Origin of the sequence: Massilia glaciei (assembly GCF_003011895.2) — a bacterium.
Classification (GTDB): Bacteria; Pseudomonadota; Gammaproteobacteria; order Burkholderiales; family Burkholderiaceae_D; genus Telluria_A; species Telluria_A glaciei.
In genome coordinates this window covers 1-21,206 of record NZ_PXWF02000272.1, presented here as the reverse complement: position 1 = coordinate 21,206, position 21,206 = coordinate 1, and the positions used below count along the sequence as shown (strand labels likewise).

The following is a 21,206-nucleotide window of genomic DNA, read 5'->3' as shown; positions in this document are numbered from 1 at the left end:
TATTGCCTTTTTTGTTTACGTTCGTATTTTCTATAGTCGCGTGGAATTACTATGGAATACATATGCACGCTTCTTTTGGGAAAAATGGTATCTCCTGTCCCATTGAAACCCCAATTTTGCTTACCGTTGAAAATTATACTTTTACGCCTGTACTTAGAGCTTACTCAGAATTGGAAATTTTTCAAACTGGTAGATCGTCCAATGTGGGAGGATGGAAGCCATTAGTTTTCGATATCCGTATTGAACCATTCACGTCCAGGTCCATTTGTACTTCGCACGAATTTTTCACGAATTATGTTGCAAAAAGACAACAGGAGGAAGATCCTGATTTTTCCAACAGAGACCCCAAAAAAAACACGACGAAAGAAGTGTTTGATGATATGAAGATACAGAAAGAACTCTCAAAGGAATTTAATGTGTATCTTTCAAAAAAAAAGTTCGAAATGGTGGAGAAATAAGTACGATTTAATTTATCCGCAATAATTTCACTGTTTTTATCCACAGCGCAAAGGACCGAAAATAAATGAAAGACCTGTCAAAGCTCTCCCTCACCGACCTCCGCACTCTCGAATCACAAGTTCAAGAAGCGCTCAAAACTCACCATTTCCTTGCCATCAGCAAGGCTCGTGAGCAGATCCTACACATCGCCCAGAGCTCTGGCCTGTCGGTAGCCGACATCGTCGCCACCAAGGCTCCAAAACGTGCCAAATCGGCTCCTGTGGCTGCCAAATATCGTAACCCTGATGACGCTAGCCAGACCTGGAGCGGCCGTGGTCGTCAGCCGCTGTGGGTCAAGGCGTTGCTTGAAGCGGGGAACAGTTTGGGTGAACTTTCCAAGTAAACCGACTTAATTCCCGACTATAAAATTGACTTCGGAAAGAAATGCATCGGTATCTAAGAAATAGTTCGGATATGCACGACGTAAAGACGCAATAGAAGAAACGGAAACCAGCACAACTCGGACAGCCGATTTCTTGTCTATTTCATTTTCTGCTTCTGTGTACAGCCTATTCGCTTCCTTCGACTCGTTTTGCTTGAATCCCTTAACACGCACAAGGCGATTTATAGGGTCAAGTCGAACCAAGAAGTATTTGGCATCCTTTAATTTCTCGACCTGAGGAAAGATTGCTCGATAGCCAGAAAATGTTGCTGCCATGTGATGTTCTTTATCCAGCCGCCTAATCTCAGCATGCAGTGCGGCAATGTTATTTGGCGTTCCAGGGACAGTCGGACTATTTTCTCGAATCGCAAAAACAGAACTCATCAAGGAGAAAAAGCGTCTCCAATCCTGGCTGCCTTGGTTTGATTTTAATGCTTGCCCGGTAAAAGTTTCTGCCGCCTCGACAGCTGTCGCCCATTTATGCTGCAAAAGCGTTCTCAACTGTATTTCTATTTTTAGGCCGTTATATGGCCATTCGGCATTTACACTTGCGATGCTATATTTAAGATGAATGCCTCTGTAGCCCGTCTCTTTTGGCTCATCGATATAATCTTTACAGCCATTGTAGGTGTGGGAAAGAGGTTCCGCTTGGTAATATCGCTGCAATTTTCTGACACTCTCTACACTAGGAAGAACTGCACGACACCCAGCAATGTCCTGCATTTGTGTCAACTTCATTTTGTCGTTGTGTATCAATTTAAACGCGATAGACTCAAGCCGTTTAATTCGCTGCACCACTAAGGCTGCTCGAGCAAACTTTGCAGCTCGCCGCTTCAACGTCATATAAAACGCATTTAATGGATGAGCATGCGCAGCCCTCCAATTGTCAATTATCATTAGATAATTTTTGGCGTCATCGAACTCAAGCCCGGCAAGTTTTCTGCCTGCCTCATTGACCTTTGCTCTGGGGTAATCTGGCTTAGCGTAGTACGACATCTTATTCTTTCTAGTTGCTAATCACATAAAGGAAAGGGCAGTCTTAAGTATTTTTAATTACAAACGTTTCCGTCGCTTTTACCAGCTCTTTGACAAATCGAATTACTTTTTCGAGCTCGTCCCTCTTGATTAGATGGGCAACTGGAGCGCCATTGTTGACTGGTCGGGATCGATGCACAGCATCCCCGCGTTTCCCTATCCAGGTGTTGAGGGCTGTTTTTGCCTTTTCCGGATCATGGTTTGACCAAACCCAACCAGCGGTTACGTCAACTCCCAAATACTCCAAAAATAACCGCTTCGTTTTTTCTGAATTCGGGTTATGAAATTGCTTTAAATCCTGACTCAATTTCTTCGAAACAAAATCACCAACGTAGCTCCCAGCAACAGCACCTAGCTTTTTTTCCATCGATTCAACCAACCTGTCCTCGACGTAGGTTTCCCAAGCCGTCAAGGCCATAACGAGCCCAGCACGCTTCAACACCTCGGCGTTGGCTGGCGGGGGATTGCCATTCAAGGCATCGAAATGGGCGAGAAGCTCTTCGGCATCTTTAATGCCATATTCAAAACTTTGGATAGCACGCGACATGAAATTCTTTAGCTCCTCCCCATGATGCTCAAGATCTAGGGTTGTTAATGTTTGTTAATTAATATAATTTGAAGTTTTATTTGCTTAACTTTTCAAGCTCTCGCCGAACCTTTTGGAGTCTTATTTCTAATTCGACCTTGCCCCATTCCGCATTCATGATGCCCCATACCAATGCAAGTGCGAATGCTCCGACAACCAATGCTATTGCCGCTTCTGCAAAACCATTTATTATCTGGCTAATTAATAAATATATCAAAGCGATAAATAAGAAAACGCCAAGCGAAACCCCTGAAATTCTCTGCTTGCTCCGCCGCTCTCTCAAAGCCTTTTCAGAGGAGAACCTCTCGTTAAGTTCACTCAAAATATGCCTTTCATCTGCAAGCAATCCAGCCTTCTTCTGAGCTAATTCCAGCAGCCTCCGAGCAACAACCGTAGCACTTGGCGAATTTATTGCACAAAAACTTAGCCATGTAGCTACGGATATTCCTAGAAGATCCGCAAAAATAAAAGCTTCATTGCCAGTGCTTAGGGCAACAATTCCACTAATTATCGAGGCGACAATGGTCGCCATTTTACTATCCAACCAAATGGCCCCGATTAAGAATACAGGAATAGAATGCAATAACACGATAAACAGAATTGTCATTCTCGCCCTATTCGTAAATATAGATAATGTTGTAGGTTTCAGCGAGTAGTAGGTGGAATATTTCCGCTAAGTATATTAGCGTCTCCCCGCCTCTTCGCAAACCCCGCAAATACCAGATCCAGCAGAATTTCGGACAATCCATCTTGCACTCGGGGGCTGTTTAAGACCTGCTTGGCCATTTCCTGATACTTGTCCAAGCCGTCCGCAACGGAGTCGAGCATCACATTCTTGTAGTCCGGGCTAGCGCCGAACTGTTCTTTGGTGTTAGCGGCTGCTTGCTCCGCCAACATCTCGTTGTCCATCATCAGTCCACCGACGTGGTTCGCAAGCGCAAGCAAGTCGTTGTCCGTCAGGTCACCCTCGAAGAGGTCGTTCATCTTGGCGATGATTGCCGACAGCATCGCTACTTCCGGATCGCGGGATTTTCCTGAACCGATATCAGTCAGGGGCTTGAGCTTGTATTCTTCAAGGTCCTGCCCGAGCTTGATTGCCTGCTTCCCCGTGTCACTCAGTTTGTAGTGGGTCAACTTCACAGCAGACAGATCAACGGGATCATGACTGCGCTCATCTTTCAACCAAGGCAGCAGATGCTTGAAGTAGATCGAGCGCTTCTCCAGGTCGGTGTCGCCGAAGTCAACGATCTGCGACAGAAAATCGTAAGCACGAATGAAGCCGCCCACGTCCTTGCGGAAGATCTGTAGCTCGTCGATCGCTTCCTCGTCAGCGGCCTCTATGGCCTCTCTGAACTGCACACGGTATCGATCTACCGCAGGCGCCACCTTGGCTTGCATATCGCCTTGGCGGGCCTTGAAATAGGCTGCAACGAGCCCCTCCACTTCTTCGGGACTGTAGATGCGTGCGGCATCGAGTTTGCTCTGTAGGTCATGGATCAAATTCGGGTCCGAGACGTCGGCCAGCTCGGCGGTCTCGAAATATGGCTGAAACGCCGCCTTGATCTCTTCGGGATCGTTGACGAAGTCGATGACAAACGTTTGGTCCTTGCCTGGCATAGTCCGGTTCAACCGGGAAAGGGTTTGTACGGCTGCGACACCGGCCAGCTTCTTGTCCACGTACATCGACACAAGCTTGGGCTGATCGAAGCCGGTCTGGTATTTGTTCGCTACCAGAAGAATCTGAAACTCATCGGTGTCAAAGGCTTCTCGCAGATCTCGGCCCTTCAGACCTGGATTCATATTCGCTTCGGTGAATTCGCCAGGGCCACTTTCGCCGTCAACAACTTCGCCGGAGAAGGCTACGAGCGTGGCCAATGATTTGTAGTCTTGTGATTTGATGTACTTGTCGATGGCCACCTTGTAGCGGACCGCCTCTTTCCGGGACGAGGTGACTACCATCGCCTTAGCCTGACCGTTCAACCGCCAAGCCACGTGAGCCTTGAAGTGCTCAACGATGACCTGAACTTTCTGCGAGATGTTGTACGGGTGGAGCCGGACCCAGCGCATCAGCGAAATCATTGCATCGCTCTGATCTACGGTGTCGTTGTCGTAGTCCTTACCGTTATGGGCCAACTTGAATGCCAGCTTGTACGGCGTGTAGTTCAACAGGACATCGAGAATAAAACCCTCTTCAATCGCCTGACGCATTGAGTAGACGTGGAATGCTTCCGGTAGATTGGTGTCCGACGCCGGCAAAGTGGCATCGGGGGCACGCCCGAATAGTTCGAGTGTCTTGCTTTTTGGCGTAGCGGTAAAAGCGAAGTAGCTTAGGGAGCTCGGCTGTGGCCGTGCCGCCATTTCAGCGATCAACAAATCCTCATTGCTGAACTCTTCGCCTTCTTCGATCTGCTCGGCGGTCAACACCTTCTTGAGGTTCTTGGCGGCAGCGCCAGTCTGGGACGAATGGGCCTCGTCGGCAATGATGGCGTAGGTACGGGTCTTGAGCGAAGTTTCTTTCTGAATCGCCTCCAGCACGAACGGAAATGTTTGGATCGTGACGATGATAATCGGAACGTTGTCTTTCAACGCTTGGGCGAGCTGGGCGGATTTAACGCCCTCGTTGGTGACACGGCAGACAACACCCTGCTTGTGTTCGAACTGGTAGATGGCGTCTTGCAGTTGCTGGTCTAGGATGGTCCGGTCCGTGATGACAATGACGGATGAAAATATCTTGGCGTCAGCGTCGTCGTGAAGATTGGACAACTGATGCGCCAGCCAGGCGATGGAATTCGTTTTTCCCGACCCCGCCGAATGCTGAATCAGGTACTTGTGCCCTGCCTTCTCCGCCTTGGCCGTGGCAATCAGCTTCGTCACGCCTTCCCATTGGTGAAATCGTGGGAATATCAGCCGCTCCTTGACTTCTTTTTTGCCCTCGGCGTTCTTCTTTTCTTCCCGTGATAAGTGGACAAACCGACCTACAATGTTGAGCCAGGCATCCCGGTCCAGCGTGCGCTCCCACCAATACGAGGTCCGGTATCCGTGCGGGTTGGCGGGGTTGCCAGCGCCGCCTTCGCTCCCAAGGTTGAACGGCAAGAAGAACGTTTCCTTGCCACGCAGCTCCGTGGCCATCCAGACCTCATCGGTTGAGACGGCAAAGTGGACCAAGGCCCTTCGCTTAAATGCCAGCAGTGGCTCTTCTCGCTTGCTGGTAGGGTCTTTCGGATTGCGGTCGTAGCGGTACTGATTCTTGGCGTCGTCAATCGTTTGTGTGAAATCGGTTTTGAGTTCAGCCGTAGCGACCGGGATACCGTTGATGAAGAAGATCAGGTCGATGGAGTTTTCGTTCGACAGACTGTAACGAACTTGGCGAACGACCCTACAACGCACTTTGCTGTAGCGATCTATCGTCGCCGGATTGATGGCTTGAGCTGGACGAAATTGACACATATCAAACTTGCTGGACAAGTCCTTGAAGCCCTGCCTCAGCACTGCTAGCGAGCCCTCCTTGTCGAGCACCTGCGCCAGCCTGGCCAAAAGTGTTTTGACGGAAGCGCCGTTGTGAGTGGCAGTCAGCTTTTCCCATGCTTTAGGCTGCGTGTCTTGGATCCACCCGATCACGTCATCGGGGTACAGCGCAAATTCCCGGTCGTACTTGGCAGCCTCGCCTTCCAACCAGCCGTGACTGATCAAGTGAGCGACGATGTCGGCTTCGAAGTGGATTTCTTTGTGTGGACTGGTCATAGCGTCTAACCCGGAATTGAAGCGATGTATGGTCGAACTGCGGCCTCAAGCTTGATCATCTTGTCCACGAGGTTTTTGTGAATAAGAGGCCATTCTTCCCTCGGCGACTTCCATCCACCGGATACGAAGCAACGTATATGGCAAGCCCGCCTTTCGGAGGACTGATCCCAGTCAATTTCGCCGTCAAATGTTTCGCCAATTTCCACAGAGTGCTGCTGAAAATGTCGATAAACTTCTAAACATTTCGTTGCATCCCGGTAGTCGATCTCAAGTTCGACATGGGCATCATTTCCACGTGTCACAAATCCCAACAGTAGCCCCGCCTTGCCTGGACTGACCCCGAACCCGCCGGCAGCTGTAGGCTTCTTCCCCGAAAATAGTGAAGTCTTCGTTTTTGCGTATTCAAGAAGGTCTGTCCAGAACTGATACCGAATTTCATGTCTTTCTACGCGATGCTCCTTCTCCGCCTGTTCTTTCGCTCGTATCTTCGTCTGATAGTCTGCCGCCTCAGGTAGCGGAATGATTTGCTGGACATCTAGAAGAACTCGCCCATCTGGTAGCCGATATGGCTTAAGCCTAATGCAGCGAATATCGATTTCGTGATCGTTCAACCACATCACAGATGTTGTGATTTCTTTGGAAAAATCAGCAGCAGCAAGGATGATCCGTACTTCTTTCGCAAAGTCCTCTTCATTTGCTTCGTCCCATCGCAAGAAAGCTAAAACGGCAGCTTCAGCTTCTTCATGGGTCTGACCCTGCGGCCTAACATAGGATGCATGAGCGTCGATCAGCTGCTTGAACGTCATGGTGGACAGCATTGCGGCATATCGGATGGCTTGCAATTCCATGTGACCGCCATCGCTGGTGCGCTTGATTTCGACGACCACAATATTCGCTTCCGCATCGATACACAGAAGGTCAATTCGTCGATTGCTGTCGATCCAATCCCCGTATTCTTCAGAAATCACCATCAGGTCGCTCGACAACACGCTAATGTGCTGCTTTAGGTGTCGCTGGAGATCATTGCGTTCATAAATCCCTTCGACGCCAAAGCTAGTCTCTGACAGCGGGGTCATGCATTCTCTAGTGATTTCGAAAATCGCCATTACGCGGCCTTCCTTTCAGCGACTTCGTTTCGTACGTCGATCTTGCCCGTCACAGCAGCGGAGATCAGAGCGGTGCGATGCTCCATTTGCAGGGAGATGGCTTGCTGTGCTTTTGAAATTAGAGTGTCCAACTTCCGAGTTGTGCTTTCTATAGATGCAAGTATCGACAGCTGCTCTGTCACGTTAGGCAAGGGAATTTGCAAATTCAAAATCGTTCCTTGAGCGATGTTCAACATCGAAGCGCTCGCACCGCCAGCCGCTAGTTCAATTTGGTTTCTAACTATGGCCGTGCCTAGAAATAGCGCCACGAATTGGGCGACACATTGGTTTTTATCTACACGCAAACGATACAGCTTGTCGCAAAGCATCAGCCTTGGATAGTCATCGTGGACGACGGCAGCGCTTCCAACCAGCTCTCTCGTATTCGCGCGGGAAATCAACAGGTCGCCCCGTGCGACGGCTAATTCAGAAATCGCGTTCAGCTCAGCAGGCAATGACTTGTTCTGTTCGGGATTAAAGGTGCCGTAGTTTACGCATCCGACTTTAAGGACGCCCCATTCTCCAGGCCCTGCCGGATATCCATTGCACTGGGGACTCCAGCCTTGTTCAATTGAATTGATTGCATATTTAATTGGCGCTGTCGTCCAATGCTCAGGCACGTCGCCAAGCCACTCCACCTTGCTGTCCTTCATTGGCACGTTCGGGTCAAGCCCCTTCGTTACCGCATGCGAAATCACCGCCTGTCGCTTTTCTTTTAGCAGCTCGATCATCGCTTCTTGCTTGGCGATCAGTGTGTCGATCTTGGCGGTTTCACGGTCGAGAAAGGCACATATCGCCAATTGCTCGGGGGGTGACGGTACGGTAAGCGGAAAATTCAGAAACAATGGCATTCGAAGCGAATCCACGGTTGATTTGGCACCACCTTCAAGGGCTACCCGATGAAAGTTCTCTTTCAAGAAAAAATATAGAAACCGTCCAGATACGTGGCGAAAATTATTTAGCATGTAGACCCGCTGATGAAAATCAAACGGGCCGTTGTAATAATGAAAAACCTTCCCGACTCCAACACCATCCCCAGCTGTGAGCACAGCCTCACAATCAAAGGTGAAGGTGTTGATGCGTTCGATGGTTTGAGAGCGGACGAATAACGGATACGCTCCGTCTTTAACGGCATCAACTGTGTCTTTGTCGCCGGTCTGAACATCACATGCCAGTTTTAATCGCTTGATTTTCCAATCTGCCGGAACGTCGCCGAGCCACTCCACGCCCGATGCCTTGTACTTGGGGTGTGGCTTGAACTTCACGCCGTCACCTCATTCAGCAGCGCAAGAATCTCGCTCGTCACCGCCTTGAGCTCGGCATCAATCACTTCGAGGGAACGTGGTGGCGTGTACTGGTAGAAGAATCGGTTGAAGGGAATTTCGTATCCGATCTTGGTCTTGTCGTGGTCGATCCAAGCGTCCGGCACATGCGGTAGCACTTCCCGCTTGAAGTAGGCTTCGATGTCGTCCTTTAGGGGCACGTTTTCCGTATCACGCAGCTTGGCGTCAGCCTTGGCTTTGCCCTTCTTGTCGGCGACTGTCCTGCCGTGCTCGTCCGTGAGCGGACGCTCGACCGTTATGGTGCTGTATCCAAAGTCATTGTTGTCGAAAATACGGGACACCAAGAACGTCTCTACCTTGCCACCTTCGGGTGCTGTCGGGATTGTTTCGTCAGAAGGCACAACGCAATCGCTGATCGTTTTGCCGTCCGCACCAATGACTTTCACCTGGCGTAGTTCTTCAAAACGGCCATGCAACTCGACGAGGCGTTCGATGTCAGCAGGAGCTAGCTCTTTGCGCTTGCTGCCCAGTGTCTTGCGCATCTTACGGTAATACTCTGCACCGTTGATGAGCTGGACCTTGCCTTTTCTGGCTTCGCTTTTCTTGTTCGTCAGTATCCAGATATACGTCGAAATGCCGGTGTTGTAGAACATATCTGTCGGCAGCGCCACGATCGCTTCGAGCCAGTCGTTCTCGATGATCCAGCCGCGAATTTCGGACTCGCCAGATCCAGCGCCACCAGTGAACAAAGGAGACCCATTCAACACGATGCCAATACGGGAACCGCCCTCGTCCTTGTTCTTGTCGAAAGGGCGCATTTTGGAAAGCAGGTGCATCAGGAACAGTAAGCTACCGTCAGACACACGTGGCAAGCCAGGGCCAAAACGCCCAGCATGACCCCGCTGCTCGTGCTCCTTGCGAATGTCCTTCTCAACCTTTTTCCACTCGACGCCAAAGGGCGGATTCGACAACATGTAGTCGAAGTCTTTGCCGGCGTGACCATCGTCGGAAAGCGTATTCCCCATGATGATGTTGCCGACATCTTGGCCCTTGATGAGCATGTCGGCCTTGCAGATGGCGTAGGACTCATCGTTGAGTTCCTGGCCAAACATCACCATGCGAGCCTTTGGGTTAAGGCTTTGCAAGTGTTCGCCAGCGATGGACAACATGCCACCAGTGCCCGCTGTAGGGTCGTAAATCGACCTCACAATCCCAGGCTTGGTCAGTGCTTCATCGTCGGTGGTGAAAAGCAAATCCACCATCAACCGAATGACTTCCCTTGGCGTGTAGTGCTCCCCGGCAGTCTCGTTCGAGAGCTCAGCAAAACGACGGATCAAATCCTCGAACACGAGCCCCATGTCCGCGTTGCTGACAACGTTCGGGTGCAGATCGATCGCAGCGAACTTCTGCACAATCAAGAACAGCAGATTGTTGTCGTCGAGCTTTTCGATCTGTTTGAAAAAATCGTACCTCTCGAAAATATCGCGTGCGTTATCCGAGAACGCGTTGATGTATGCGATCAGGTTGGCTTTGATGTGGGCAGGGTCGCCTTGAAGCTTTGCAAAATCGAACGGTGACGTGTTGTAAAACGATTGCGCAGCCTTCTTGGTCAGAAAAGTCTTGAGGTCAATCCCCTGGCCTTTCCTCGCCTCGACCTCGGCCAAGACAGCAGCCTTGCTTGCTTCAAGTACGCAGTCCATACGACGGAGCAAGGTGAACGGCAAAATTACCTTCCCGTAGTCGGATTGTTTGTAATCGCCACGAAGCAGGTCGGCTACCGACCAAGTGAAGGATGCAATTTCGGAATAATTTGACGCCACTTTGGATCCTGAAAGTTGATTTCTATCAGGCATTGTAAGGGCAAGCGCATAGGCGTTGGAGGAAAAGAAAGGTGAGAGATTTGGTTAGATTTCCGACGATGACAACCCACGAAAAACTGGAATTTTGTAGGTTCGTGAAAGCTGTCCCCTAAAAAATTCCACCTCAACAGTACGTGTGGCAAAATCAAGGCACAACATTGGAGGAACCATGGGGAAGTACGGCGACGCAGCAGTGAAGGCAGTTCGAACCTCCATTTACGATTATTTTTTGAGAGAATGGAGTAGATGAGCAAAAAACCTTCTCGAAATGATCCCTGCCCGTGTGGTAGTGGCCGCAAGTTCAAGAAATGCCATGGGTCATTCGCCAGTCTCGACACTCTGCGAATACTAAACAGTCCGACCATGCGTCAGGAACTGCAGACAATGCGCGCCCGGCATGATGCCCAAGAATTCCAACGACGTGAGCAGCAGGGTCTTGGCAAGCCAATCATTTCCGTGCAATTTAAGGATCACAGGATCGTAGCCGTTGGCTCAACAGTCCATTACTCAAAGAACTGGAAGACGTTTCATGATTTCCTGAACGACTATCCGAAGATCGTATTGGGGAAGGATTGGTGGATGTCTGAGGTCGCTAAACCGCCAGAAGAACGACATCGCATTCTCACCTGGGCCGCCCGCAGCGATGAACAACGGAAGGCTCACCTAGAGCAGGAGGGTCCAGGCTTCGGTCAGGCTATAACAGGGGCTTCATCAGCCTATTTGCACTTTGCGTACGATCTGTACGCCCTGAAGCATGCAGTCGAGGTCCAGCAGCTGCTGATCAACCGGATAAAGTGCCCCCAAAATTTCCCCGGCGCGTTGTACGAAGTGCGTGTCGCCGCCGCCTTGCTTCGCGCTGGCTTCACTTTGCAGCATGAGGATGAATCTGATAGACGCTCGACCCACGTGGAGTTCATAGCTACGCACGCAGCTTTTGGGGCAACCTACACGGTCGAGGCCAAGCGGCGCGAAGGGAGGCGAATGAAGGTCAACAAGCAGATGTTTGGGGCCCTTCGCAAACATTCGGACCATCCCCGCATTGTATTTATCGACACGAACGACGCGCGCTTGGAAGTCGGCAGAGTAAAGTCTGGTCTCGCTCCCATTCCACTCGTAGAGGCTGAGAAACTGCTCAAGCACTATGAGCGAGACCCCATCGGGAAGACTCTGCCTCCGGCATATGTCGTTACTACGTACGAACCAGGGGAGCATCACCTTGATGCCATCGACTTACCTTCTGGAATGCTGCTATGGGGCTTCCACATTGAAGATCTAAAGCCAGGGCTGAAGACTCTGCCACAACAGGTTGAAGTGAGGCGACGGCATGCGCCAATCTTCGCTCTGCTGGAGTCCATGCAGAAGCACGGAAATATCCCTGCCACATTCGACGGAGAGGCTGAGGCTTTTTTGAACGGCTATTCCGAAGCACGGCTACAGATTGGTCGCCGCATGGACGTGCCGGGACCCGGTGGAATGGAGATCGAAGCAACGTTAGAAAGCGGTGTCGTCATGCCCGAATGGAAAGCGGCATCTTGCGTTTTTTGCAGCGACGATCAGCAACGGTTCTTCGTACAGATTCCATTGACGGATGAGGAATTGCAGGCCAATGCACAGCACCCTGCAACCTTCTTCGGCGTCATTGACCGCAACGCCGGCCGTCCAAGCCCTAAGACGGCCCTGGATTGGTTCAACTTTTTTTGGGAAACCTACTCGCACAGTTCACGAGGAAACCTTATCGAGTTCATGCGACATGCCCCAAACATTGAACGACTGAAGGAGATGACTCAGGAGGAACTGGCCACCGAATACTGCACGCGAATGGCCGATTCAATAATGCGGCGAGAGATGGCAAAGGTGGATTCAAGCGCAGCCTTAAATCCTAAATCCACCGATCCTTGACCGATAACGACTGGCTGATACGCCTTCTGGCCGTTTTTTCACAGATGTCTCAACATCGAGCTTTCGCTTTCGCCTTGCGATGCTGACTGCACTTAACGTCCGTTTTGCGGCGGTAGACGAGGTCCGCTTTGGGGCGGCAGCGGCCGAGATCTGACGGCACCGCTACTGTCGAGTACAATCGGCAGGAGCCGGCCAAAAGCGGACCTGCGACGCAGAGTTTTCAACGTTTTAAAAACCCATGCACGCGCTATCTTGTTGTTATCTAAACCGTTTTATCCGATTGACGTTAGAAACAAACAAGGCCGCGATGTCGCGGCTTTGTTTCTCATGCCAATTGCCGACCCAGTTTAGCGGGACTCATGGATGATGCGGGTCTCTACTCTTGCAGTGTCAACGTGACTCTTCTGGCGGCTAGCCGCCAAGCGCTCAGCCTCGCGTGAAGTATCGGCCTTGATGGTATGACAATTCCCGTTGAGCCTTTTCCCATCTTTGTTATAAGCAACAGCTTCCACACCGTAAGTGGGCATGTATATTCTCCATTAGTCCGAGCAAGCGCTCGTGGTCTAATTCTAACCCGCAACCCGCAATAGGGTATTGGTAATAATGCGACCGTCAGCAATGGGGCGTAGCGGTCGTGCGTGGCCACGGGCCGGGCTAAGATGAGGGGCGTATTCGCAGACGGACTGATGTCATGGGCAAAGCACTTCTCTCCGAAGAGCCGACATTCACCAGGCCTTTCTTTCGCTTGCGTGTTCACTCATCTGTTGGAGGTACGTTGGGTGGTTTTGTTAGGCGCTCTAAAGTATCAAAGGTTTGGCGAATAAATTGACATTCAGGCGTAGAACCGCGAATTGATCGAAAGTTGATGAACCAAAAAAAGCCCCTCGAACTAACGGAGCTAAGGCGGCGATTAGCCACCAAAGAAGACGCTGCTCAAAATCGCCTTCCCCAGCAAGAGTAACGCCACGCCTGCGACAATTATCAGGACCGGAATGCCGATACAAACTGTGATCATGCCGATCAGGATCATGGCAATTCTCCTGGCTTGTCGCTGCCGGCCTTCTTGTCCAGCTTTTCACGAAGCGAAGGCTTGGCCGGTTTGAGCGCCGGCACAAGCGCCTCGTCGTTGCCATCAACCGTTGCGGTTTCAGCGCCGGTATCAGGAAAGAACTCCTCCACGATCTCCGGAATTTCCTCGCCCGATTCCTCGAACGCGCCATTGGCAAAGCCAGCCCTGGCGCTTTCGTCAAGAGCGGTCTGGTTGTAGCCAACCTCTCGCCGCCGTGCATCGTTCTGCTTGGCTTCGGTGATGGCCTCTTCCAGTGTCATTCCTTCTCGTACTGTCAAATCGACGTAGTACACCGCTGACCGGTGGCTCATGGTGGTGCTCTTGCCACGCAACCGCAACTCCAGCGGCAGACACGCCAGCAGCCCACCTGACACCGCCTGGTAGTAGTTCAGCCTGGCCGTGAGGGACCGGATCGAGTTGTAGCCGGTGGTCCGAAAGATGAAGCTGCCCATCTCATCCTCGTCCCCGATTTTCACGTTCAAACGGCCATAGGGCTTGCACAGACCGCCCTTAGCGAGCTCGCAACTGTCCGGGGAAGGGCAAGGCAAGGACTGGATCCCCGAGGCCGTGTAGCGCCTGCAAGTCTCTCCATCGCCAACGCACAGCGGCCTTCCAGTGGTGCGGTCGAACAAGCTATATTCCGCACGCAGGTTCAGGTCCGGATCGTTGAACAAGACCCGCACAGGAATGGACCGGATCTTGCCGTTGATCGCCGCTTTTCGCAGTCCCTCATCGAACGGATGCAAGACCCAGCCTTCCCTGTTCTGGACCTGACTGGTAATGGTGAACTGGTCGTCTTTTTCGGGAAGACGCTTGCCGTTCCGCTCGACCACCTTTCCGATGGAAATCCGCCCCAGGATTGGCGGCGTTATTGCAAGTCCTTTGATCATTTTTGACTCCTTCAATGGGAAAGTGCCCGCCCCAGTTGCAGCATGGGGAGGGCGTTGTATTACAGGAAATTGCGGGAATCTACTGCTTCGTATTGACCAGAAACCGACGTGAGCCAGGACGGACCAGTGGATACGCTGCAAGCAATTCCGGCTGCTCTTTAATCAGAGTGGTTACGTCCAGGCCGAGCCCGTCCTTGCTGCGCTTCCAGGACACGTCGCCCGTCTCGAACCTGGCTCTGCTGGCTTCGCCCATGCGCTGTTGAATGCGCTGCTTGAGTTCGGCCTCGACCTTTTCCCGGCTGGCGATGTCGTCACGGATAGTCACCAGATCGGCGAAAACTGACGACATTTCCCGGTCTTGGGTGAGGTCCAAAGTGTTCCCGGAATCGTGCGGATATAAGCATTGCAGCGCCATGGCCGCAGAGTCGGAACCATCGGCTGGCGGTGGCGTGTCGGTTTCCACATAGGTCCAGAATTTCCGCTCCAGCTCGATCAGGCGATTGATCAAGGCATCGTCACGTTCAATTCGATGGAAACGGATTTCCTGGCCGCAAACCAACACACAAACGTCGGCTGCGATTTTGTTCGTGACGGCCAATTGATGCTGCACTTGCAGGACGACATATTCCGGAACGCCATCACGCCACAGCCTAGCGCCGAACTCGCCAGCGGTTTTGCATTCGAGGATTTGCACGTCACCGGCGCCAACAACGGTGTAGTCCAGGTTGGCCAGCATCCACGACCGATCCGGGTCCGGGTGTTGCAAGACAGCGTTGATCCGCCTTACCCGATTGCCGGAATGCTTGGTGTAATGCGCAGCCACGATGGGTTCCAGCAACGATCCCCAGTACATGGGTGAGGTTTCATCGTTGGGATCGATCTTGGGCAAGCATCCATCCCGCCCGGTCTTGATCATCCACAGTTCAAGTTGCGACTGGTAAGGATTGAGCCCAACCGCTGCCGCAGCATCGCTGCTACCGATCCCGCCTTTGCGCACATTCAGCCAATCCGTCCGACTCAATTCCTTCGTCGACACCAGCCGCAGCGCTGGCCGATTCGCTCTTCCTTCAATTGCCGTATTACTCATCATGGACTCCTCAATGTGAAAAGCCCGACCGAGGGATTAGTTCAGCCGGGCTTTGTAGCGTGGTGGTGAAACGGTGGTGGTCAGGACAGCATCAACAGCGCCTGGTCGAGTGCCTTTTGTTTGAGTGTGGCTCCCTGCCCGAACCATGCTGATTCCAGGCGGTGATCGACGGATCGGGCACGGCGCTCGTGATCGACAAACTCGGTGACGGAGTTGAGTAGGCCGAAGGCCGTTCCCTTCGACGAAGCCAGTTCCGCCCCCTTTCCGTGGCCTTCATATAGGGTCATGGCCTTGGTCATTGCACGCTCGTTGCTCAGGCCCGTTGCCGCCGTCTTGCTCTGGTCCGTGAAGACCCGCAGGAAGTAGTTGAACGCTTCCGCCGACTTCACCTTGCGTTCGCTCAGTCCCTTCATTTGGTACATGAACGAGTCCCATGTCGAGACCGAGATACCGAGCTGTTTTTTTACTGATTGCGGATCGAAGCTGGTCGAGTGAGGCACTTTCACCGCGCCATTGCTGCCGGCCAGGGCCACAGCCAGCGTGTTGTTGCAGACGACCCGAATGCTAGTAAATTGCGCCGTCGTCGCCAGCGTGCCGTCGCAAGCCGTAGCGAGTAGAACGTAGGCGTTCGTTACGTCGTTGCCTTTGAGCGTGACGGACTGCCCCGTCTTGGCAAGTGCCCAGATCTTGCGACCGCCCTTCAAGATCCCAGCCGTCTCCAGTTCGAATCCGGAGATTTCCGTCAGGTCCCGGTAGAACTCCAGGATTTCACGGGGCTGGACAACCTGGTAGCGCTGGCTGACGACACTAAGCGGCGCGTTGGTATCGGAGCGGAATAGAACTTTATTTTCAGGGAACGACATGATCGCACCAAGACTGCCGAGGCTCTCAGTCATGAAGCGGACAGGCGCCTCACGAATCTCCCAGTCCATTCCCGCTTGTTTCGCCCAGACTTCCAGCGGCTGCTTGGATGTGAGCTGGTTGCCGAGTCCATGCCAAGGTGTTTCGTTGACGTAGGCCATTGTTTCGACGAGGTGAGCCATGATTTTTCCTTCAAGGTGAATAGGCGTGACGATGCCGCTGCGAGAGTGCAGCAAGGGCATGGGAACGCGAGGTTGGTATTGAGGCCGAATTGGCCAGGGGAATTGCGGGGAGGTGTAGCGGTACGGAGTTAAGCGGTTTTGCCTTGGGCGAAGATTTCGTGCAATGTTTCAACGACGACGAAAATGATCTTGACCAGCACGACCAGCAGGAAATTGGTGAAGCTGTTCATTTTGGATCTCCTTGATGTTGGGACAGCGTTATATTTCTTTCACTGTTCTTATACCAAGGATGAGCTGGGATATTGGATTGACCGGGCGGGAGGATTGTGCGCAGGCATTCGACTATTCGAAAAACAGAAGACCCACAAAAATCGAATTGAACAATAGCGGCATTGCCTTTTATTCAACCTATATTACGAATTTTCAATCCGAATTTTAATAGCACAAGGTTAACTATTCCTGATTATGTACTTCGCACCGAAGTGGCGAACTGAAGCATAGAATTGGCATCGACTCCTGTCGTCACTCTGGTCCGTTTACTCAAACTCAATTTCGCACTCCAACGAAGTATTCAACGTACCCTGAAATACAATTTCCCAATGCCATTTTGAAATCTGTTTGCGTTGGTGATGAACTGGACATATTAACCGGATGCAACCAATTTTTCCCGCTTTGCCACGCACCGAATATGTTTAAAAAATCGTTCCGGGGCGGCAAGCCCCCCCTGCAATATGTATTAACAAACCGATACAAGCCATTGACATACGGAGATACCAGTACTGGATATATTCCATTGACAACTGTGTAAACTCCAATTTGCATCAATGGAACACTTGGACGAGGCAATAGGTAATCAATGTCCAAGCCATTGCTTAAATTAACAGAACTCCCCTGATTCGCACTGAAGTGCTTTATCTCAACAACACACAATATTTGTTTGTCACCATTAAAAGTATCAAAAACGACAAAATCAAAATTTCGCTTTATTCCTGGGGTATGAAGGTATCCTGCCTCTTGCACGACATTCCAATTAAGACTTCTCAGATAACACAACAATTCACCTTGAATAGTTTTCTCAGGATTTCCAAGACAGGCCATTTCAAAAATTGATAAGCGATTGTGCGATCCTTGAGGTCCATAATTATCAGAGTCACCACCTGCTGCTGTTTTAGTCTTTGAATTATTGAAAAAAATCACAATATCGTTCTGCAATTCAGCTAAACCTCTAATTGGTTGCATGAAGGAATCTCCGGCTAGGTCCAATAATAAATGGAAGGGCTATAGATACTGTTTCCGTCAGGGCGGCCGACAGAGGCCAATTGTATGTCGGAAAATGACTTCCCCCAGAAAGCGATTTTATATGGCGATTGTCTACACGCCTAGATTTCAACGACTAACCACTTGCTCCGTCCCGCACTACCCCCGCCACATCATTTGCTCAATGGCAAACTGCTCCACGATTTCGACGACCAGGTCGCGGCGATACTCAGGCATGGCCCGCAGCTTTTCCAGCAGTGCCAGCTCATCCGCTGTCGGTGGCGGTGTCGACGCTGCCGTTGTGGCCCTCCTCGTCCTGCTGTGCTTGGTTGCAGTCGGCCGTTCTTCGGCAATGCCAAACCGAAGCCATTGCAGCGACACGTTCAACCATTCCGCCAAGGTGGCGATTTTGTCGATGGTGGGCAGCGACTGCCCCGTGATCCATTTTTGAGCTGCCTGCGTGGTGATCGGGCCGCTGGGGTGGCGAAGGTTGAAGTTCAACGCCAGTTCGGTGGCCGTGTCGATCTTCTTGGGGCTGCGCTTGAGCGCCTGTTTGAGGCGCAGGGAGAACGCTGATTTTTCGTCTGGGCTTGGCATTCCTCCAGTGTCCAAGATACTGCACCAGCAATGAAAACTACTGGTTGCGCCAGACAACTGCATGGTTTATTCTCTGTTACTTAAAGTTGCGTTTACAAACACGAATAGGCCAATGCGGTCGGGAGAGCAGCATATGGAAACGACAGATGAGAGCGGTCAACGCCGTGCACGCAAAGTGACAGGACTATCCTTGCGACCGCAGCCGCTTTTCGACAGAAACGATTTTCAGAACGCAAAAAACGGTTTCTTCCCCAGCTTTGGAGCGGGCCTGGGAGCGGCAGCAGCGGCAGCATTAGTCACGGCATTGGCGACAGGTTTGATTGCCCTCTACACGAGCCGGCAGGAAAATGGCCAATGATTGCCAAGAAAGCAACTTTTATGCTGCTTTAATCAAGGACGAACATGAGCCTAAAAAAATTGCTGGATGCTGGACAGTGGGTGCCCGGCACGAAATTCGACGCGAAGATCAAACCTCTCGGTGAAATGTCCGAAGCGGCACAGCGACGGTTGGGATACACCGACGCCGATGGCTACTGGACTGAACGGGGGGTGAACCGTGCCACGACGAGGGACAACGACCTTATGCGAAAGTCCACCATCGCCAGAGCGAAATCGGGGAAGTAGACAGTCGCTGTCTATCTGGTTACATTCATAGGCATCTGAAGATTCTTTGAGCTTTTAAGGGGAATGGTGTGAGATATAAAAAATTAGCAATTTTCAGTGTATTGGCGATTTCCCTACTAATTCCAAGCTACATCCTAATACGTCACCATTTCGAGCCTAGCGCAGAAGGTGACATTAGCAGTCTAATGAATATGATGACTGTCGGCCCAGTACAAGATCCCAAAATATTTGCACAAATATTCCCTTTTTATACATTGCATTCAGCGTTGGAACCAAATTGTTTCTTGAATGGCGGCAGGCAGTTGACCAGATCTTTTCCAGATATTAAGACGTATCGAGATGTAAAAGTAAAAGGTTGTTGGATATGGATCAGTAGGGTGGATGGGGTCAATGGGGTCTATGGAAAAATAGCTGTGTCTACGGAAGATGCTCCAAATGAAATAATCACCATCCGAAACGACGCTGTTCCAAAATTCCAGCTGAATCGATATTACTTGGATCATGAACTTCCAAAATACGGAACAAAATTAATCAATCGATCAATGACAATGATTTTTGCAGATGCGTGGAATCGAATTTTTTAACTACAAGAAACGAAATGTCACTCACAAATTTTCGAATTATCGCTAGCTTGACAATCGCGGCTTCGATGGTTGCCATCGAAATAATGTTTAGATCTTATTCCAGTTCGCCCGTGACAACAGAGCCGATAATTGAGCAACCTGATGTTGTTTCGACAGACGACGTTGAGCGAATAGCTCAGAAAACCAATATTAGTTTCTCTTCGTGCGTCGGCTTTACGATGAATGAATGTGTAGAACGCTCGACCTACGGAAAAATTTCTTCCAACAATCTAAATTTAACCTTTGGAGTAGCAAGTGAAGAGGATAGATGTGGAGCAGGAGCGAGAATATTGTTTGGTACTAACGGAGAGAACGAAATATTTTCAGGATGCTGGAAGCTGATCAATGGAAGGGCAAGGGTGTGGCGATATGTGCGCACTGGGACGCAAGAAAATGACTTTAGGCTTGATGGGCCGTTCGAGATTGGACAGATAGCCGTGTCGCCATACTATAAAACTCACGACCTACCCGATCTGTAATATTGCCGTATAGTTCTAAGTCGTCTTAATATTTATTTGTAAAATCTCTGAATTTAAAAAATGGCAGCTTAAAATAATACTGACAAGGATGTAACAGATTCTTGTCAATTTACTTTTAAGCGACCATGCTCTTCTTCTCCCAAAATTCTGTAAAAATTGCCGTCAACCGTCTCGGCGGACCAACAAAGGCAGCCCATGCGATGGGTGTGTCCAATACATCGATTCACACTTGGATCAAGCGTCAGCGAATATCAAATATCGACAAGGCCAAGCTGATGGCTAAACTCTCGGGTCTCGAACTGCATCAACTGAGAGGCTCGCTATGACCCCGACCGACAAAACACTCAAACAAGAAGCGACGATTCAAATCAATCAGGCGTTGCGCTTGTGCCGAGGCCAGGAATCGTATGTAGCTCCCCCTAATGAGACCGTTACCTGCGGCAGCTACCGGATGCTCGACCGGTTCCAGTGCGACCAGGGCGTGGTGGCGCTGGTCCTGGCCTGCAACCTGTCCGGTGGCTCCGTGAACGACGTGGACCTCTACAAGCTCGTCCGAACCTATCTATGGGACGAATGTGCCCGAGCCGAAATAAATGCCGTGGTGAAGCGCCATGGCCTTTGAACTGGCGTTTCTGGTGACGTTTGTGATGTTCGTGCTTATGGAAGAATAGGTAGACGGCGGCCCGAAGAATATATTGCTATATCTTTCCCCAGTAGCACATGGGTATCACAGAAATTTAAAGCCCCATAAAATCGACACAATCAGCTACGCAAGCTATTGATTTTAAAGGAAAATTTGGCCTGCCCAACAGGAATCGAACCTGTGACCCTCAGCTTAGAAGGCTGATGCTCTATCCAACTGAGCTATGGGCAGTCAGAAAAAATGACGTGCGCTACGAATGTGCTGCACAAATGCAAAGCGGGCTGTCAGAGACAACCCGCTTTTGATATTTCTGGTCGGAGTACAAGGATTCGAACCTTGGACCCCCTGGTCCCAAACCAGGTGCGCTACCGGGCTGCGCCACACTCCGAAGACAAGATAATACCGCAGCCACCACTTTCCGTCAATGTTCCGCCATCAATAACAGCAGTTCTCAATTCAAAAGCGA

Annotated in this window: 21 protein-coding genes and 2 tRNA genes; 9 read left to right on the top strand and 14 right to left on the bottom strand. The window is 50.8% G+C overall.

Annotated elements, in window-relative coordinates:
- The first annotated feature begins 62 nt into the window (after positions 1 to 62).
- Complete coding sequence (locus tag C7C56_RS28355) at positions 63 to 458, top strand: hypothetical protein (protein ID WP_146204570.1); 396 nt, start codon at positions 63 to 65, stop codon at positions 456 to 458.
- Positions 459 to 523: 65 nt separating this feature from the next.
- Positions 524 to 841 (top strand): H-NS histone family protein, encoded by a 318-nt coding sequence (locus C7C56_RS19985; protein ID WP_106759122.1) that lies wholly within the window; start codon positions 524 to 526, stop codon positions 839 to 841.
- A gap of 6 nt (positions 842 to 847) precedes the next feature.
- On the opposite strand, the gene C7C56_RS19980 is transcribed toward C7C56_RS19985, so the two are convergent.
- The 7 genes from C7C56_RS19980 to C7C56_RS19955 form a co-directional block, all read right to left on the bottom strand.
- Positions 848 to 1,876, bottom strand: a complete 1,029-nt coding sequence (locus C7C56_RS19980) for a RelA/SpoT domain-containing protein (RefSeq protein WP_106759121.1) — start codon at positions 1,874 to 1,876, stop codon at positions 848 to 850.
- A 43-nt stretch (positions 1,877 to 1,919) separates the two neighbouring features.
- The gene (locus tag C7C56_RS19975) at positions 1,920 to 2,462 is read right to left on the bottom strand and encodes a HEPN domain-containing protein (RefSeq protein ID WP_106759120.1); all 543 of its coding nucleotides are present in this window, start codon (positions 2,460 to 2,462) and stop codon (positions 1,920 to 1,922) included.
- 76 nt (positions 2,463 to 2,538) lie between these two features.
- Positions 2,539 to 3,033, bottom strand: a complete 495-nt coding sequence (locus C7C56_RS28350; RefSeq protein ID WP_146204569.1) for a hypothetical protein — start codon at positions 3,031 to 3,033, stop codon at positions 2,539 to 2,541.
- 113 nt (positions 3,034 to 3,146) lie between these two features.
- A complete protein-coding gene (locus C7C56_RS19970; protein ID WP_106759119.1) occupies positions 3,147 to 6,242 on the bottom strand; it encodes a type I restriction endonuclease subunit R in 3,096 nt (1,031 codons plus the stop codon).
- Between the two features lie 5 nt (positions 6,243 to 6,247).
- Positions 6,248 to 7,348, bottom strand: a complete 1,101-nt coding sequence (locus tag C7C56_RS19965) for a DUF4268 domain-containing protein (protein ID WP_106759118.1) — start codon at positions 7,346 to 7,348, stop codon at positions 6,248 to 6,250.
- Positions 7,348 to 8,652: a restriction endonuclease subunit S gene (locus tag C7C56_RS19960; protein WP_106759117.1), complete on the bottom strand. Its 1,305-nt coding sequence runs from the start codon at positions 8,650 to 8,652 to the stop codon at positions 7,348 to 7,350. The genes C7C56_RS19965 and C7C56_RS19960 overlap by 1 nt, the downstream gene beginning before the upstream one ends.
- Positions 8,649 to 10,523, bottom strand: a complete 1,875-nt coding sequence (locus C7C56_RS19955; RefSeq protein WP_106759116.1) for a type I restriction-modification system subunit M — start codon at positions 10,521 to 10,523, stop codon at positions 8,649 to 8,651. Before C7C56_RS19955 ends, C7C56_RS19960 begins: the two co-directional genes overlap by 4 nt.
- Positions 10,524 to 10,775: 252 nt before the next feature.
- Here C7C56_RS19955 and C7C56_RS19950 point away from each other — a divergent pair, with 252 nt between their 5' ends.
- Positions 10,776 to 12,428 (top strand): YecA family protein, encoded by a 1,653-nt coding sequence (locus C7C56_RS19950; protein WP_106759115.1) that lies wholly within the window; start codon positions 10,776 to 10,778, stop codon positions 12,426 to 12,428.
- Positions 12,429 to 13,454: 1,026 nt separating this feature from the next.
- Here the strand turns inward: C7C56_RS19950 and C7C56_RS19945 are convergent.
- The 5 genes from C7C56_RS19945 to C7C56_RS19930 all read right to left on the bottom strand — a co-directional run bounded on the left by C7C56_RS19945 (position 13,455) and on the right by C7C56_RS19930 (position 18,371).
- Positions 13,455 to 14,387 carry a recombination directionality factor gene (locus C7C56_RS19945; RefSeq protein ID WP_106759114.1) on the bottom strand — a complete coding sequence of 311 codons (933 nt, stop codon included), beginning with the start codon at positions 14,385 to 14,387 and terminating at the stop codon, positions 13,455 to 13,457.
- 79 nt (positions 14,388 to 14,466) lie between these two features.
- Positions 14,467 to 15,477: a YqaJ viral recombinase family nuclease gene (locus C7C56_RS19940; protein ID WP_370660230.1), complete on the bottom strand. Its 1,011-nt coding sequence runs from the start codon at positions 15,475 to 15,477 to the stop codon at positions 14,467 to 14,469.
- A 77-nt stretch (positions 15,478 to 15,554) separates the two neighbouring features.
- A complete protein-coding gene (locus C7C56_RS19935; RefSeq protein WP_106759131.1) occupies positions 15,555 to 16,517 on the bottom strand; it encodes a DUF932 domain-containing protein in 963 nt (320 codons plus the stop codon).
- A gap of 546 nt (positions 16,518 to 17,063) precedes the next feature.
- Entirely contained in the window at positions 17,064 to 17,756 is a 693-nt protein-coding gene (locus C7C56_RS28345; protein ID WP_146204568.1) for a hypothetical protein, read from the bottom strand.
- Positions 17,757 to 17,933: 177 nt separating this feature from the next.
- Complete coding sequence (locus C7C56_RS19930; RefSeq protein ID WP_106759113.1) at positions 17,934 to 18,371, bottom strand: transcriptional regulator; 438 nt, start codon at positions 18,369 to 18,371, stop codon at positions 17,934 to 17,936.
- A gap of 133 nt (positions 18,372 to 18,504) precedes the next feature.
- On the opposite strand from C7C56_RS19930, the gene C7C56_RS28340 reads away from it, so the two are divergent.
- From C7C56_RS28340 to C7C56_RS19915, 6 genes are all read left to right on the top strand, one after another.
- Positions 18,505 to 18,729, top strand: a complete 225-nt coding sequence (locus C7C56_RS28340; RefSeq protein ID WP_146204567.1) for a hypothetical protein — start codon at positions 18,505 to 18,507, stop codon at positions 18,727 to 18,729.
- 44 nt (positions 18,730 to 18,773) lie between these two features.
- Entirely contained in the window at positions 18,774 to 18,995 is a 222-nt protein-coding gene (locus C7C56_RS19925; RefSeq protein WP_106759112.1) for a hypothetical protein, read from the top strand.
- Between the two features lie 68 nt (positions 18,996 to 19,063).
- On the top strand, positions 19,064 to 19,579 hold the full coding sequence (locus tag C7C56_RS28335; protein ID WP_146204566.1) for a hypothetical protein: 516 nt from the start codon (positions 19,064 to 19,066) through the stop codon (positions 19,577 to 19,579).
- A 14-nt stretch (positions 19,580 to 19,593) separates the two neighbouring features.
- Entirely contained in the window at positions 19,594 to 20,097 is a 504-nt protein-coding gene (locus C7C56_RS28330; RefSeq protein WP_146204565.1) for a hypothetical protein, read from the top strand.
- A gap of 125 nt (positions 20,098 to 20,222) precedes the next feature.
- Positions 20,223 to 20,423 (top strand): helix-turn-helix domain-containing protein, encoded by a 201-nt coding sequence (locus C7C56_RS19920; RefSeq protein WP_219933198.1) that lies wholly within the window; start codon positions 20,223 to 20,225, stop codon positions 20,421 to 20,423.
- A complete protein-coding gene (locus C7C56_RS19915; RefSeq protein ID WP_106759111.1) occupies positions 20,420 to 20,719 on the top strand; it encodes a hypothetical protein in 300 nt (99 codons plus the stop codon). Before C7C56_RS19920 ends, C7C56_RS19915 begins: the two co-directional genes overlap by 4 nt.
- Positions 20,720 to 20,894: 175 nt before the next feature.
- Here C7C56_RS19915 and C7C56_RS19910 read toward each other — a convergent pair.
- Positions 20,895 to 20,971, bottom strand: a tRNA-Arg gene (locus tag C7C56_RS19910).
- An 80-nt stretch (positions 20,972 to 21,051) separates the two neighbouring features.
- Positions 21,052 to 21,128 (bottom strand) — tRNA-Pro (locus C7C56_RS19905).
- Positions 21,129 to 21,206 lie beyond the last annotated feature (78 nt).